Source organism: Allosphingosinicella sp. (genome assembly GCF_046295735.1).
In the GTDB taxonomy this organism is placed as follows: Bacteria; Pseudomonadota; Alphaproteobacteria; order Sphingomonadales; family Sphingomonadaceae; genus Allosphingosinicella.
In genome coordinates, this window is record NZ_JBKBMQ010000011.1 from 86,371 (window position 1) to 100,416 (window position 14,046).

Genomic DNA, 14,046 nt, shown 5'->3' on the forward strand with positions numbered 1-14,046 from the left:
CTCAGCCCCGCATCTGATTGATGTCGTCGACCGCGATCGTGCCGCGGTTGCGGAAATAGATGACCAGGATCGCGAGCCCGATCGCGGCTTCGGCCGCGGCGACGGTGATCACGAACATCGCGAACACCTGCCCCACCATGTCCCCCAGATAGGAGGAGAAGGCGATGAGGTTGACGTTGACCGCGAGCAGGATGAGCTCGATCGCCATCAGGATGACGATGACGTTCTTCCGGTTGAGGAAGATGCCGAACACCCCGATCACGAACAGGATCGCGCCGACGGCGAGATAGTGGCCGAGACCGATCACAGCTCCACTCCCTTGCCCACGCCCGGATCGACGACGCGCACCGCGTCCTCGGGACGGCGGCGCACCTGGTCGCCCACCTTCTGCGGCTTGACGTCGCGGCGTTCGCGCTGGGTCAGCACGATCGCGCCCACCATCGCGACCAGCAGGACGATCGAGGAGGCGAGGAAGACGAAGATGTAGCGGCTGTAGAGGACGAGCCCGAGCGCCTCGATATTCGGAACGGCGGGATCGACGGGTGCCGCGCGCTGCTCCATGACCAGCCCCCCGGCCTGCCAGGCGACGATCGCGAAGAATATCTCCGCCAGCAGCACCAGGGCGAGCAGGGTCCCGAAGGGAAGGTAGCGGGCGAAGCCGGCGCGCAGCTCGGCGAAATCCACGTCCAGCATCATCACGACGAACAGGAACAGGACCGCGACTGCGCCGACATAGACGATGATCAGCAGGAAGGCGAGGAACTCGGCGCCGAGCAGCAGGAACAGGCCGGCCGCGTTGAAGAAGGCCAGGATCAGCCAGAGCACGCTGTGCACCGGATTGCGCGACGCGATGGTCATGACTGCGCTCGCGATCACCACCGCGGCGAACATGTAGAAGACGATCGCCTCGATCATGACGCGTCCGCCGCCGCCGCGGCACCGGCGCGCAGCGGCGACCGGCCTTCCAGTGCTGGGATCCCGGCGGGCGCCGGGGCGACGAGGATGTGCATCATTGGCCTTCGTGGGCTCGATTCTGAACGGCTGTTCACGAGTCTGCGGCTGCGCTTAGCGATAGGGTGCATCGGCGGCAAGGTTCGCGGCGATGGTGCGCTCCCACTTGTCGCCATTCTCGAGCAGCTTCGCCTTGTCGTAGAGCAGCTCCTCCCGGGTCTCGGTCGAAAATTCCATGTTCGGCCCTTCGACGATCGCATCGACCGGGCAGGCTTCCTGGCAGAAGCCGCAATAGATGCACTTGGTCATGTCGATGTCGTAGCGGGTGGTGCGGCGGCTGCCGTCCTCGCGCGGTTCGGCCTCGATCGTGATGCACACCGCCGGGCACACCGCCTCGCACAACTTGCAGGCGATGCAGCGTTCCTCACCGTTCGGATAACGGCGCAGCGCATGCTCGCCGCGGAAGCGGGGCGAGATCGGGTTCTTCTCGTACGGATAGTTGATGGTCGCCTTGGGCCTGAAGAAATATTTCAGGGTCAGCCAGTGCGCCTTCACGAATTCCCACAGGAAGAAGGACTTGGCGTAGTGAGCGAGGCTGCCCATCACAAAACTCCAGTGCGCGTCAGCATGAGGAAGCCGGACACGAGGAACACCCAGATGAGGGAGATCGGAAGGAAGATCTTCCAGCCGAGCCGCATCAGCTGATCGTAGCGGAAGCGCGGCACGGTCGCCTTCACCCAGCTGAAGATGAAGAAGAAGGCGAAGATCTTGATGAACAGCCAGATGATGCCCGGGACGGCGTAGAGCGGCGCCCAGTCGATCGGCGGCAGCCACCCGCCCCAGAAGAGCACGGCGGTGAGGGCGCACATCAGCAGCACGTTGCCATATTCGCCCAGCCAGAAGAGGGCGAAGGTCATCGAGCTATATTCCGTCTGGTAGCCAGCGACGAGCTCCGACTCCGCCTCGGTGAGATCGAAGGGCGCGCGCGCCGTCTCTGCCATGGCCGAGATGAAGAACATGACGGCGAGCGGGAACAGCAGCGGGTTGAAGCCGAAGCCGTTCAGGAAGAAGACGTGGCCCTGCTGGGCGGCGATGATGCCCGACAGGTTGAAGGTGCCGGCCCAGAGCAGCACCGGGATGAGGATGAAGCCGATCGAGACTTCGTAGGACACCATCTGCGCCGCGGCGCGAAGCGCGGAGAAGAAGGGATATTTGGAATTGGACGCCCAGCCGGCGATGATCACGCCGTAGACGCCGAGCGACGAGGCGGCGAGGATGTAGAGCAGGCCGACATTGATGTCGGCGAGCACCATTCCGGGGCCGAAGGGAATGACCGCCCAGGCGACCAGCGCCACCGTGAAGGTGATGATCGGCGCGATGATGAACAGCCCGCGGTTGGCGCCCGAGGGGATGATGGTCTCCTTGAGGAAGACCTTGAGCCCGTCGGCGAAGCTCTGCAGCAGGCCGAACGGCCCGACGACGTTGGGACCCCGGCGCAGCGCCATTGCCGCCCAGATCTTGCGGTCGGCGTAGATGATCATCGCCACCGCCAGCATCAGCGGCAGAGCGATCATCAGGATGAGGATGAGCGTCGCGACGAACCAGCCGAAGCCGTAGCCGAGCGTCCCCTGAAACCATTCAGTCATTGTGGCCCTTCCTTCGCCGTCATCCCGGCGAAAGCCGAGTTCTCCCCGCCTTTCCGAACGGCCGAAGAAGTGAGATTCCAGCTTTCGCTGGAATGACGAAGAGACGCCGAGTTCATTCCGCCGCCTCCTGGAAATCCTGTCCGTGGAGGATCTCCGCCGAGCAGCGCTGCAGCGTCGGGGAGGCGCGGGCGATCGGATTGGTGAGGTAGAAATCCTGGATCGGATAGAGGACCGGGCCTGCGACGGACGGGGCGGCACCGGCGAAGGGGGGCAGCGGATCGACCGGCGAAAGGTCGGGAACGCCGAGCCGCGGCACTTCGGCCGCGATCGCGGCGCGCAACTGGCCGAGATCGTCGAACGGAAGCGTCTTGCCGAGCACGTCCGAGAGGGCACGAAGGATCGACCAGTCCTTGCGGGCGTCGCCCGGCGGATCGACCGCGCGTTCCGACAATTGCACCCGGCCCTCAAGGTTCACATAGGTCCCGTGCTTTTCGGAATAAGCGGCGCCGGGCAGGATCACGTCGGCGTGACGCGCGCCATTGTCGCCATGGCTGCCGATATAGACGGTGAAGGTGTCGGCGAAGGACAAGGCGTCCATCTCGTCCGCGCCGAGCAGGAACAGGGCCTTCAGCGATCCCGCGCGGGCGCGGATCGCGTCGATGCCGCCTTCGGTCGTGAAGCCAAGGTCGAGCGCCCCGACCCGCGCGGCGGCGGTGTGGAGGAGATTGAACTCCGCGCCGAGCCCGCCGGCGGCCGCGCGCGCCGCTTCGTAGACGCCCGCTCCGCCGAGCGCGCCCATGCCGACGATGAACGCCGAGCGACCGGCACCGTCGAACGCGGCGCGGACCGCCTCGGGCAGATCGCCGAGCAGCGACAGATCGTTGCCGAGCCAGGTCACAGGATAAGTGAGGTCGACTTCCGGGCCGATCGCGAACACCTTCGCGCCGGCCTTTACGGCCTTGCGGATCCGGGTGTTGACGAGCGGCGCCTCCCAGCGCGGATTGCTGCCGACCAGCAGGATCGCCTTCAGCTCCTCGACGCCGGCAATGGTGGTGTTGAACCGATAGGCGGCCGGGTTCGCCACGTCGAAGCGTGCCCCGTCCTGCCGGCATTCGTGGAGGCTGGAGCCATAGCCGCGGAGCAGCGCCTTCATGGCGAAGATCGACTCAACGTCGTGGAGATCGCCGGCGATCGCCGCCACCTCGTCAGCCCCCGCGCCTTCGAGCTTCTCGGCGATCATGGCCAACGCGTCGGCCCAGCTCGCTTCCTCCAGCTTGCCGTCCCGGCGGATCCAGGGCCGGTCGAGCCGGCGCCGGAGCAGGCCGTCGACGGCATGGCGGGTCTTGTCGTGCGCCCATTCCTCGTTGACGTCCTCGTTGAGGCGGGGAAGCGCACGCATCACCTCCCGCTGACGAGCGTCGAGGCGGATGTTGGTGCCGACCGCGTCCATCACGTCGATCGCCGGGATCTTCCGCAGCTCCCAGGGCCGGGCCTCGAAGCTGTAGGGCTTGGAGACGAGCGCGCCGACCGGGCATAAATCGACCACGTTGCCGGACAGTTCGCTGGTCAGCGCGGCTTCGAGATAGGAGGTCACCTCCATATTCTCGCCGCGGCCGACGGCGCCGATCTGTTCGACGCCCGCCACTTCCTCGATGAAGCGGACGCAGCGCGTGCAATGGATGCAGCGCGTCATCACCGTCTTCACGACGGGCCCCATATATTTCTCGGTCACCGCCCGCTTGTTCTCGTGGAAGCGGTTGTGGCCGCGGCCGTATGCCATCGCCTGGTCCTGAAGGTCGCATTCCCCGCCCTGATCGCAGATTGGGCAATCGAGCGGATGGTTGATGAGCAGGAACTCCATCACCCCCTCACGCGCCTTCTTCACGGTGAGCGAATTGGTGACGATCTCCTGCCCTTCCGACGTCGGCAGCGCGCAGCTCGCCTGCGGCTTGGGCGGTCCCGGCTTCACCTCGACGAGGCACATGCGGCAATTGCCGGCGATGGTCAGCCGCTCGTGGTAGCAGAAGCGCGGGATTTCCTTGCCGGCCAGCTCGCAGGCCTGCAGCACGGTCGCGCCCTGCGGGACCTCGATCTCAACGCCGTCGACTTTGACCTTGGGCATTATCTGGCTTTCCGATCCGGGCGGACGCCCATGGAACCTCCTCGACGCGGAGCCGAGCGCGGCACGGCGCTCGCCCCGCGAAATGTTGCGCCGCGCCTAACCCGATGGGTCCCGGCCTGCAATAGCCTTGCCGTCTTTTCCGGCGCTTGGCGGCGCCTCCGGCCGCCCCTACCCCGCCGCCGCCTGGGACAGCCGGTACAGCGCCTCGGCAATGATGCCGCGCAGGATCGGACGCGAAAAGGCCGCCCGTTCGCCGGGAACCAGGCACACGCTCAGCGTCTCGCCCAGCGCCGCAAAGGCCGCGTTTTCGGAAGGCTGGCCCACCGGACTCAGGACCAGGGCACGCGAGGCGGCGGGATTCTCGCGGGCCACGCAATCGGCGAAGCGGCGCAGCACCACCTGGTCGCGTGTCGCGCCGCGAACATCATAGTTGATGGCTGGCGCCGTAGACACGTTCGGCCCCTCTACGCGGCCGTAATCGCGCTGATAAAGCGCTTCGTACATACCGCCGCGCAGCAGCGGCTCCTGGAAGCGCAGCTCGCCTATCAACAGGCAATCGTTGAACGCCACCCGCTGGGCCAACCGCTGCGCTTCGGGGGAGCCAGGGGCAGTCGCGAGGAAGCGGTCGACCCAGCTGCGGTAACCCTGGACCACGCATTGCGCGAAGTCGCGCATGATGCGCTGCGACTCGGCTTCGTTGGCCAGCGGACGACCGCTGTTGGGGGCCGCGGGAGCCGGTCGCTGGACTCGCGAGGGACCGCCGGTTCCCTGGGCTTCTGCGGCCGTGTGCGGCAAGGTCGCCGCGCCGATGAGCAAGGCCGCACCCGCGGCGGCGGACCGGACGAAACGAAGCAACGAAAACATGTACATAACCCTCAAGGTAACCTGCTCTGGCTATCGCATGAAGTGCGGACGGGCAATGCCACGCGGCGGCCCTGAACCAGAGGCTGCTGCACGAAAAAGGCCTCCGGCGGAGGGCTCCGCGGGAGGCCAGTTTCGGAGACCCCGTCAGGTCAACGACGCGAGTCAGCTTGGCGCAGCTCGCGATTCCAGTAGCGATAGAGCGTGTTGTACGCGCTCTGCGCAAAGACGCTGCGCAGCTCGGACGGCGCGACGGTCAGCCGCGTTCCGGCCGCGATGCAGGCCGACATATAGGGCCGCAGCGTCTCGATCACCGTCGCTTCCTGGCGTGATCCGACGCGGGTGCGCAGCAGGCGCTCGGTATTTTCCGTGTCGTTGCGAACAACGCAATCGGCCCATTTGTAGAGCTCGCCCGTGCCGGCCGGCGCGCCCGCCAGGTCGCCGTCCACGGGCAGGTTGAGGTCGACCAGGATCCTGCGGTTGCGGGGCTCCACGCCGAATTCGCCGAAATCGCCGAGATACAGCTCCTGCGCGATGGCGCCACGAAGCAGCACGGACGAGCTGCGGCCGAGCGCCGGAGAGACGCATCCGGCGGCACCGCCGAGCTGACTTGCGTTGACATCGGCCACGCCGTCGAGCGGCAGGCTGCTCATCAGGCGGACCGCCGCGCGGCGATCGCTGCGCACGATGCAGCGGCCGGCATCGTAGATTTCCCGCGCCTGTTCGTCGCCCGGTGCGCTGACCGCGCCCGCGCTCTGGGGAAGGCCGGCCATGCCGACCGCCGCGAGGGCCAACGCCACAACACCCTTTTTCATCTTCACTCTCCCTGACTGGTCCAGCGGACCATGACGCGCCGAGATTGGCGCGCTTTGCCAGTCGGATGCAACCCCCAGACCATGGGAGGCGGGCGATGCGCCGGTGCGTCGCCCTTATTCGGCGGCTTCCATGACGGGAGCCCCCTCGCCCTTCCTGTCGAGGATGCGGCGCTCCAGCTCCGGACGGAAGTGGCGGATCAGGCCCTGGATCGGCCAGGCGGCGGCGTCGCCCAGCGCGCAGATGGTGTGCCCCTCGACCTGCTTAGTCACGTCCCAAAGCATGTCGATCTCGCCCAGTTCGGCATTGCCTTCGCGCAGCCGCTCCATCACGCGCCACATCCAGCCCGTGCCTTCGCGGCAGGGCGTGCATTGGCCGCAGCTCTCATGCTTGTAGAAATAGGAAATGCGGCTGATCGCCTGAACCACGTCGGTCGACTTGTCCATGACGATGATCGCGGCGGTGCCAAGGCCGGACTGGAGATCGCGAAGCCCATCGAAATCCATCGGCGCGTCGATGATCTCGGAAGCCGGCACCAGCGGCACGGACGAGCCGCCGGGAATGACGGCGAGCAGATTGTCCCAGCCGCCGCGAATACCGCCGGCATGGCGGTCGATCAGTTCGCGGAACGGGATCGACATCGCCTCCTCGACCACGGTCGGCTTGTTCACATGGCCCGAGATCTGGAACAGCTTGGTGCCCGAATTGTTGGGCCGGCCGAAGCTCTTGAACCAGTCCGCGCCGCGGCGGAGGATGGTCGGTACGACGGCGATCGATTCAACATTGTTGACCGTGGTCGGGCAGCCGTAGAGGCCCGCCCCCGCCGGGAAAGGCGGCTTGAGCCGCGGCATGCCCTTCTTGCCCTCGAGGCTTTCGAGCATCGCCGTCTCTTCGCCGCAGATATAGGCGCCGGCGCCGCGGTGGACGAACAGGTCGAAATCATAGCCGGACTTGGCGGCGTTCTTGCCGAGTAGGCCGGCGTCATAGGCCTCCTGCACCGCGGCTTCGAGCACGCGCGCTTCCTGGATGAACTCGCCGCGGATGTAGATGTAACCCGCCCGCGCGCGCATCGCGAAGCCGGCGATCAGCGCGCCCTCGATCAGCTTGTGCGGATCGTGGCGGATGATCTCGCGGTCCTTGCACGATCCCGGCTCGGACTCGTCGGCGTTGATGACGAGGAAGTTGGGGCGGCCCGGCGTCGGCTCCTTGGGCATGAAGCTCCACTTCATGCCGGTCGGGAAGCCCGCCCCGCCGCGCCCGCGCAGGCCCGATTCCTTGATGATGTCGATGATCGGGTCCTGGCCGAGCGCCATCAGCGTCTTGGTATCGTCCCAGTCCCCGCGCACACGCGCCGCCTTCAGGTTCCAGGGCTGAAACCCGTAGACGTTGGTGAAGATGCGGTCCTTGTCAGCGAGCATCCCACTCACCCCGATAATCGTGATTTTCCGTCACCATGTGGGTGAGGCTGGTCGGGCCGCCTTCGGGGCAGCTGGTCTGGCGGCCGTTCTGCGGACCCGGCCGCGGAGTCTCGCCGCGTACCAGCGCTTCGAGGATGGCCGTCATGCTGTCGAAGGTCAGATCCTCGTAATTGTCGTCGTTGATCTGGACCATCGGCGCGTTGGCGCAGGCGCCGAGGCATTCGACCTCGTTCAGGGTGAACAGCCCGTCCTCGGTCGTCGCGCCCTTCTTCATGCCCTTGGCCTTGCAGGCGGCGAACACGTCGTCCGATCCGCGCAGCAGGCAGGGCGTCGTGCCGCAGACCTGGACATGGTAGCGGCCGACCGGGCGCAGGTTGAACATGGTGTAGAAGGTCGCGACCTCGTAGGCGCGCATGTACGGCATCGTGAGATAAGCCGCGACATATTCGATCACCGGGATCGGCAGCCAGCCTTGCGTCTGCGTCTCGGCACCGACCTGCCGCTGGGCGAGGTCGAGCAGCGGGATGATCGCGCTATACTGGCGCCCGGGCGGATAGCGGCCGACGATCGTCTTCGCCTTCGCCTCGTTCTCGGGCGTCCAGGCGAAGCCGTCCCAGCGAGCGCGGATCTCGTCGGTGGCGGGCAGGCGGTTGGGTTCAGCCATTAGCGGTCGATCTCTCCGAACACGATGTCGAGGGCGCCGAGGATGGCGGTCACGTCCGCCAGCATGTGGCCGCGCGACATGAAGTCCATCGCCTGAAGGTGCGAGAAGCCGGTCGGCCGGATCTTGACGCGGTACGGCTTGTTGGTGCCGTCCGACACCAGATAGACGCCGAACTCGCCCTTCGGGCTTTCCGTCGCGACATAGACTTCGCCGGCGGGGACGTGGAAGCCCTCGGTGTAGAGCTTGAAGTGGTGGATCAGCGCTTCCATCGACTGCTTCATCTCGGCGCGCTTGGGCGGCACCACCTTGCGGTCGAGCGAGGAGACCGGCCCCTCGGGCATGTCGTTGAGGCACTGGCGCATGATCCGCGCCGATTGGCGGACCTCCTCCACCCGCACCATGAAGCGATCGTAGCAATCGCCCTTGGTTCCGACCGGCACATCGAATTCCATGCGGTCATAGACGTCGTAGGGCTGCGACTTGCGCAGATCCCACGGGATGCCGGAGGCGCGGATCATCGGGCCGGAGAAGCCCCAGGCCAGCGCATCTTCCTTCGACACGGTGGCGATGTCGACGTTGCGCTGCTTGAAGATGCGGTTGTCGACGACGAGGCTCATCGCGTCCTCGAACAGTTCGGGCAGACGCGTGTCGAGCCAGACCGAAATGTCGTCCAGCAGCTTCTGCGTCACGTCCTGATGGACACCACCGGGCCGGAAATAGGCGGCATGCATGCGCGCGCCCGACGCCCGTTCATAGAAGTTCATCAGGTCTTCGCGCAGCTCGAACAGCCACAGGTTGGGCGTCATCGCGCCCACGTCCATGACGTGCGCGCCGAGGTTCAGCATATGGTTCTTGATGCGCGTCAGCTCGGCGAAGAAGGTGCGCAGATACTGGCCGCGGATCGGGACCTCCAGGTCCAGCAGCTTCTCGATGGCGAGCACATAGCTGTGCTCCATGCACATCGGCGAGCAATAATCGAGCCGGTCGAAATAGGGGACGCACTGCAGATAGGTTTTGTATTCGCAGAACTTTTCGGTGCCGCGATGGAGCAGGCCGACATGGGGGTCGACCCGCTCGATGATTTCGCCGTCCAGCTCGAGGATCAGGCGCAGCACGCCGTGCGCGGCCGGATGCTGGGGGCCGAAATTGATGGTGTAATTGGCGATGTCGGACTGGGTGCCGCCGGAGCGGGCGACCTGGGTCTCGTGCGACATCTGATCGGAAGCGATCGTCATTTCTTCATGTCCTCCGCCTTCAGCGGGGTCGGCGCGCCGGGCGCCTGCGGCGCCTTTTCGTCGCCGGGAAGGATATATTCCGCGCCCTCCCAGGGGCTCAGGAAATCGAAGCTGCGGAAGTCCTGCGTAAGCCGGACCGGCTCGTACACCACTCGCTTCTGCTCCTCCGAGTAGCGCATCTCGACATAGCCCGAGAGCGGGAATTCCTTGCGCATCGGGTGGCCGCGGAAGCCGTAGTCGGTGAGGATGCGGCGAAGGTCGTCATTGCCTTCGAACAGCACCCCGTACATGTCGAACACCTCGCGCTCCAGCCAGCCCGCGACCGGCCAGATGCCGGTCACCGACGGCACCGGCATCTCGTCGTCGGTGGAAAGCTTCACCCGGATGCGGTGATTCCGGGTAACGGAGAGCAGGTGGTAGACGACTTCGAACCGCTCGGGCCGCTGCGGATAATCGACGCCGGCGATTTCCATCAGCTGCTGATAGTCGAAACGGTCTCGCAGCGTCCGGCAGACCTCGACGATGTCGTCGCGGCGAACGGTGACGCTGTCCTCGTCGGCGGCATGCTTCGCCTCGACGAAAGCACCGCCGAGCGCGGCCTTCACCTCGTCCAAAATGCCTTCGCGCGGCGCGACACGGGGGGCGGAATGACTCATGTCAGCGCTCGATCGTGCCGATGCGGCGGATCTTCCGCTGCAGCTGCATCACGCCGTAGAGCAAGGCCTCGGCGGTCGGCGGGCAGCCGGGGACGTAGATGTCCACCGGCACGATGCGGTCGCAGCCGCGCACCACCGAATAGGAGTAATGGTAATAGCCGCCGCCATTGGCGCAGCTGCCCATCGAGATGACGTAGCGCGGCTCCGACATCTGGTCGTAGACCCGGCGCAAGGCCGGCGCCATCTTGTTGCAGAGCGTGCCGGCGACGATCATCACGTCGGACTGGCGCGGGCTGGCGCGCGGGGCGACGCCGAACCGCTCGAGATCGTAGCGCGGCATGTTCACATGGATCATCTCGACCGCGCAGCAGGCGAGGCCGAAGGTCATCCACCAGAGCGAGCCGGTGCGCGCCCATTGGAACAGGTCCTCGGTCGAGGTGACGAGAAAACCCTTGTCCGCCACTTCGGAGTTGATCTGGTTGAAGAATTCCGGGTCCGGCTGCTGAAGGTCGGCCGGGCGCTGATTCTCGTGGCGCGGGTCGAGGATCACTCCCATTCCAGCGCTCCTTTCTTCCAGGCGTAAGCGAAGCCGAGCGCGAGCTCGACAAGGAATATCATCATCGCGCCCCAGGCGACCCAGCCGAGATCGAACACGGTGACCGCCCAGGGGAAGAGGAAGGCGGCCTCGATGTCGAAGATGATGAACAGGATGGCGACCAGATAGAAGCGCACGTCGAACTGCGAACGGCTGTCCTCGAAGGCGGGGAAGCCGCATTCATATTCGGCGAGCTTGTCCGGATAGGGATTGGCGGCGCCGGTGAAGCGCGCCGCCACCATCGGCAGCACGACGAAGGCAAGCGACAGTCCCAGCGCGACGCCGAGAAACAGCAGGATCGGCAGATATTCGGCGAGGTCGATCGCCATCGAAAAGACTCCGGGTACCCAAGGCTTGGCGCGGCTTCTAGGCGAGGGGCGAAGGCACCGCAAGGCTTCTGGACAGCCTTCTGGCGGGGTGAGCGCGAATGGCCTATCTTCCCCTCAGGACGCGAGCGCGCGGCGCGCCATGTCAGGGGGAGACGCAAGGATGAAACGGGCTTTTTCGGGCTTGTGCGGCGTCGCGACGCTGCTCGCGGCGGCGGGGTGCGGCGACGGGAGCGCTACGCCCGACAACGGGGCGAACGGCGCCGAGCCGGCGATCGCGGTGGCGGACTCCGACCGCAGCGGCCCCTCCGAGCGGCGCAGCTGCCAGATCGGGGGCGGCGCGCCGGAACCCTGCGTGGTAACGCCGCTGTTCGGCGACGGCAGCTTCGAGCTGTCGGGAGAACGGGAAACGGTGCGGCTTCTGATCGAGGGCGACGAGGCGCAGGTCTTCGCCGTCTTCTCGCCCGAGCATCGGGTCCCGACCGGCGGCACCTTCCGCCGCGACCCCGCCGATCCCGCCTGCTGGACCGACGAGGATCCGGAGCGGGAGCCGGGACGGATCTGCGTCCGCTAGGCGCTCAGCCCCTCAGGGCGCCGGCGACGAGCTTGTGCAGCTTCGAATGGATCTGGTCGTTGGCGGCGAGCACCTGCCCGCTGGCGAGCGCCCGGTCGGCGCCCTTGAAATCGGTTACGAACCCACCCGCTTCGCGGACCAGCAGGATGCCGGCCGCGATGTCCCAATGTTCGAGATCTTCTTCCCAGAAGCCGTCGTAGCGGCCCGCCGCGACCCAGGCGAGGTCGAGCGCGGCCGAGCCGAAGCGGCGGATGCCGGCGACGTTCGGCGCCACCGCCTGGACGATGCTGGACCAGCGGCCGAGATCGCCATGGCCGAAATAGGGAATGCCGGTCGCGATCAGCGCGTCGGCGAGGTCGCGCCGGGCGGAGACGCGCAGGCGCCGCTCGTTTAACCAGGCGCCCCGCCCCTTTTCCGCCCAGAAACTCTCGTCGGTGAGCGGCTGGTAGACCAGCGCCTGGGTGACCTCGGGCTTGCCGCCCGGGCCGGCCGGGTCCTCGACCGCGATCGAGATCGCGAAGTGCGGGATGCCGTGGAGGAAGTTGCTGGTGCCGTCGAGCGGATCGACGATCCAGCGCGGCTTCGACGGATCGCCTTCGATCGTGCCCCCTTCTTCCAGCACCAGGCCCCAGTCGGGCCGGGCATGGCGCAGCTCCTCGACCAGCGTCTGTTCCGCCCGCCGGTCGGCCATCGAGACAAAGTCGGCCGGGCCCTTGCGGCTGACCTGCAGCAGCTCGACTTCGCCGAAATCGCGGCGAAGACGCGGCGCCGCCTTGCGGGCGGCGCGCTGCATGACGGTGATGAGGCCTGAATGCGAAACCATCTCTTACTCCCCCCTCCCGCGTGCGGAGGGGTTGGGTGGGGCCTTCTCGTTCAAGGGAAGAGCGAGGCCCGGACAGCCCCTCCCCTCGCCCCTCCGCAAGCGGGAGGGGAAGATGCGGGTCAGTCCGCCCGCCTCACATAGGTCTGTTCGTAAACGTCGACGACGATCCGGGTTCCCGAGCTGATGTGCGGCGGCACCATTACGCGCACGCCGTTGTCGAGCACCGCGGGCTTGTAGGAGGAAGAGGCGGTCTGGCCCTTCACGACGGCGTCGGCTTCGACGATCGTCGCCTCGATCTGATCGGGAAGCTGCACGCTGATCGGCCGCTCGTTGTAGAGCTCCATCACCACGTCCATGCCGTCCTGCAGGAACGCGGCCGGATCGCCGATCAGGTCACGCGGCAGCTGCACCTGCTCATAGGTCTCCTTGTCCATGAAGACGAGGTCGTCGCCGTCGGCATAAAGGAACTGGAAGTCCTTGGTGTCGAGGCGAACGCGCTCGACCGTCTCGGCCGAACGGAAGCGGACATTGTTCTTGCGGCCGTCGATGAGGTTCTTCATCTCGACTTGCATATAGGCGCCGCCCTTGCCCGGCTGCGTGTGCTGGATCTTCACCGCGCGCCAGATGCCGCCTTCATATTCGATGATGTTGCCGGGACGGATGTCCACGCCGCTGATCTTCATGTCGATGCTCGCTGGATAGGAGGGATCGCGCGGACCCTTAGCCGCCGCCGCCGCCTCCGGCAAGGAGGGGATAGGGATTGACCGGCGTTCCGCCGTGCCAGTCGTCGTCCGGGTCCATCCGATGGACGGCGAAGTGGAGGTGCGGCCCTTCCGGGCTGGCATTGCCGGTGCTGCCGACCCGGCCGATCATCTGGCCTTGCTCGACCCGCTGCCCCTCCTCCAGCCCGGGCGCATATTCCTGGAGATGGGCGTAATAATAGATCCAGCGCCGGTCGTCGGAGCGCACATAGATGGTGATGCCGCCGCCACCGCGGCTGAAGAACAGCCGTTCCACGGTGCCCGGCGCCGCCGCCACCACCGGCGTCCCGTGCGGCGCCATGATGTCGATGGCGTTGTGGACCCGGCTGCCGCCGCCGCGGCTGTCGGTATAGGTGTCCTGAAGGTCCGCGAACCCGATGCCTTCCACCGGGATGGCGAGCCCGCCGGGTCCGATCACCAGCTCCGGAGCGGTGCCGGGTTCGGCCGTCTCGGTGAGCGCCGGTTCCGTCGCCGGCTGCGGCGCCGAGCTGTAGACCAGGATCCAGAAGGCGCTGGTCGCCACCGCGGTGACGAGCGCGGTGAGGAGTATGATCGCGACGATGCCGGCCCTGCGCATGCGGGAGAAACCTGTTGCGGGGGC

General features: G+C 66.4%; 16 protein-coding genes and 1 pseudogene. 1 reads left to right on the top strand and 16 read right to left on the bottom strand.

The features are described from left to right. Nucleotide 1 precedes the first annotated feature (1 nt). From nuoK to ndhC, 13 genes and pseudogenes are all read right to left on the bottom strand, one after another. On the bottom strand, nucleotides 2-307 hold the full coding sequence (nuoK, locus tag ACK4K7_RS11675) for an NADH-quinone oxidoreductase subunit NuoK (protein ID WP_431866180.1): 306 nt from the start codon (nucleotides 305-307) through the stop codon (nucleotides 2-4). Beyond that, nucleotides 304-915, bottom strand: a complete 612-nt coding sequence (locus tag ACK4K7_RS11680; RefSeq protein ID WP_431866182.1) for an NADH-quinone oxidoreductase subunit J — start codon at nucleotides 913-915, stop codon at nucleotides 304-306. The genes nuoK and ACK4K7_RS11680 overlap by 4 nt, the downstream gene beginning before the upstream one ends. A 150-nt stretch (nucleotides 916-1,065) precedes the next feature. Beyond that, the gene (nuoI, locus tag ACK4K7_RS11685; protein ID WP_431866184.1) at nucleotides 1,066-1,554 is read right to left on the bottom strand and encodes an NADH-quinone oxidoreductase subunit NuoI; all 489 of its coding nucleotides are present in this window, start codon (nucleotides 1,552-1,554) and stop codon (nucleotides 1,066-1,068) included. Then, nucleotides 1,554-2,597, bottom strand: coding sequence for an NADH-quinone oxidoreductase subunit NuoH (gene nuoH / locus ACK4K7_RS11690; RefSeq protein ID WP_431866185.1), 1,044 nt, complete (start codon nucleotides 2,595-2,597; stop codon nucleotides 1,554-1,556). Before nuoH ends, nuoI begins: the two co-directional genes overlap by 1 nt. A 112-nt stretch (nucleotides 2,598-2,709) precedes the next feature. Further along, the gene (gene nuoG, locus ACK4K7_RS11695) at nucleotides 2,710-4,719 is read right to left on the bottom strand and encodes an NADH-quinone oxidoreductase subunit NuoG (RefSeq protein WP_431866187.1); all 2,010 of its coding nucleotides are present in this window, start codon (nucleotides 4,717-4,719) and stop codon (nucleotides 2,710-2,712) included. A gap of 168 nt (nucleotides 4,720-4,887) precedes the next feature. Further along, complete coding sequence (locus tag ACK4K7_RS11700) at nucleotides 4,888-5,589, bottom strand: hypothetical protein (RefSeq protein WP_431866189.1); 702 nt, start codon at nucleotides 5,587-5,589, stop codon at nucleotides 4,888-4,890. 143 nt (nucleotides 5,590-5,732) lie between these two features. Beyond that, nucleotides 5,733-6,395: a hypothetical protein gene (locus tag ACK4K7_RS11705; protein WP_431866190.1), complete on the bottom strand. Its 663-nt coding sequence runs from the start codon at nucleotides 6,393-6,395 to the stop codon at nucleotides 5,733-5,735. A 114-nt stretch (nucleotides 6,396-6,509) separates the two neighbouring features. Then, nucleotides 6,510-7,811: an NADH-quinone oxidoreductase subunit NuoF gene (nuoF, locus tag ACK4K7_RS11710; protein WP_431866191.1), complete on the bottom strand. Its 1,302-nt coding sequence runs from the start codon at nucleotides 7,809-7,811 to the stop codon at nucleotides 6,510-6,512. Continuing rightward, nucleotides 7,801-8,475: an NADH-quinone oxidoreductase subunit NuoE gene (gene nuoE, locus ACK4K7_RS11715; protein ID WP_431866193.1), complete on the bottom strand. Its 675-nt coding sequence runs from the start codon at nucleotides 8,473-8,475 to the stop codon at nucleotides 7,801-7,803. Before nuoE ends, nuoF begins: the two co-directional genes overlap by 11 nt. After that, nucleotides 8,475-9,689, bottom strand: coding sequence for an NADH-quinone oxidoreductase subunit D (locus tag ACK4K7_RS11720; RefSeq protein WP_431866258.1), 1,215 nt, complete (start codon nucleotides 9,687-9,689; stop codon nucleotides 8,475-8,477). Before ACK4K7_RS11720 ends, nuoE begins: the two co-directional genes overlap by 1 nt. A 35-nt stretch (nucleotides 9,690-9,724) precedes the next feature. Continuing rightward, a pseudogene (locus ACK4K7_RS11725) lies at nucleotides 9,725-10,366 on the bottom strand (NADH-quinone oxidoreductase subunit C); the annotation flags it as partial. A 1-nt stretch (nucleotide 10,367) separates the two neighbouring features. After that, nucleotides 10,368-10,922, bottom strand: a complete 555-nt coding sequence (locus ACK4K7_RS11730) for a NuoB/complex I 20 kDa subunit family protein (RefSeq protein WP_431866195.1) — start codon at nucleotides 10,920-10,922, stop codon at nucleotides 10,368-10,370. After that, nucleotides 10,913-11,290, bottom strand: coding sequence for an NADH-quinone oxidoreductase subunit A (ndhC, locus tag ACK4K7_RS11735; protein ID WP_431866196.1), 378 nt, complete (start codon nucleotides 11,288-11,290; stop codon nucleotides 10,913-10,915). Before ndhC ends, ACK4K7_RS11730 begins: the two co-directional genes overlap by 10 nt. A gap of 160 nt (nucleotides 11,291-11,450) precedes the next feature. Between ndhC and ACK4K7_RS11740 the strand changes: the two genes are divergently transcribed. Continuing rightward, nucleotides 11,451-11,861, top strand: coding sequence for a hypothetical protein (locus ACK4K7_RS11740; protein WP_431866198.1), 411 nt, complete (start codon nucleotides 11,451-11,453; stop codon nucleotides 11,859-11,861). 4 nt (nucleotides 11,862-11,865) lie between these two features. On the opposite strand, the gene ACK4K7_RS11745 is transcribed toward ACK4K7_RS11740, so the two are convergent. From ACK4K7_RS11745 to ACK4K7_RS11755, 3 genes are all read right to left on the bottom strand, one after another. Then, the gene (locus tag ACK4K7_RS11745; RefSeq protein ID WP_431866199.1) at nucleotides 11,866-12,684 is read right to left on the bottom strand and encodes an inositol monophosphatase family protein; all 819 of its coding nucleotides are present in this window, start codon (nucleotides 12,682-12,684) and stop codon (nucleotides 11,866-11,868) included. 119 nt (nucleotides 12,685-12,803) lie between these two features. Then, on the bottom strand, nucleotides 12,804-13,367 hold the full coding sequence (gene efp, locus ACK4K7_RS11750) for an elongation factor P (RefSeq protein WP_431866201.1): 564 nt from the start codon (nucleotides 13,365-13,367) through the stop codon (nucleotides 12,804-12,806). A gap of 37 nt (nucleotides 13,368-13,404) precedes the next feature. Further along, entirely contained in the window at nucleotides 13,405-14,022 is a 618-nt protein-coding gene (locus ACK4K7_RS11755) for a M23 family metallopeptidase (RefSeq protein ID WP_431866203.1), read from the bottom strand. Between the last annotated feature and the right edge of the window lie 24 nt (nucleotides 14,023-14,046).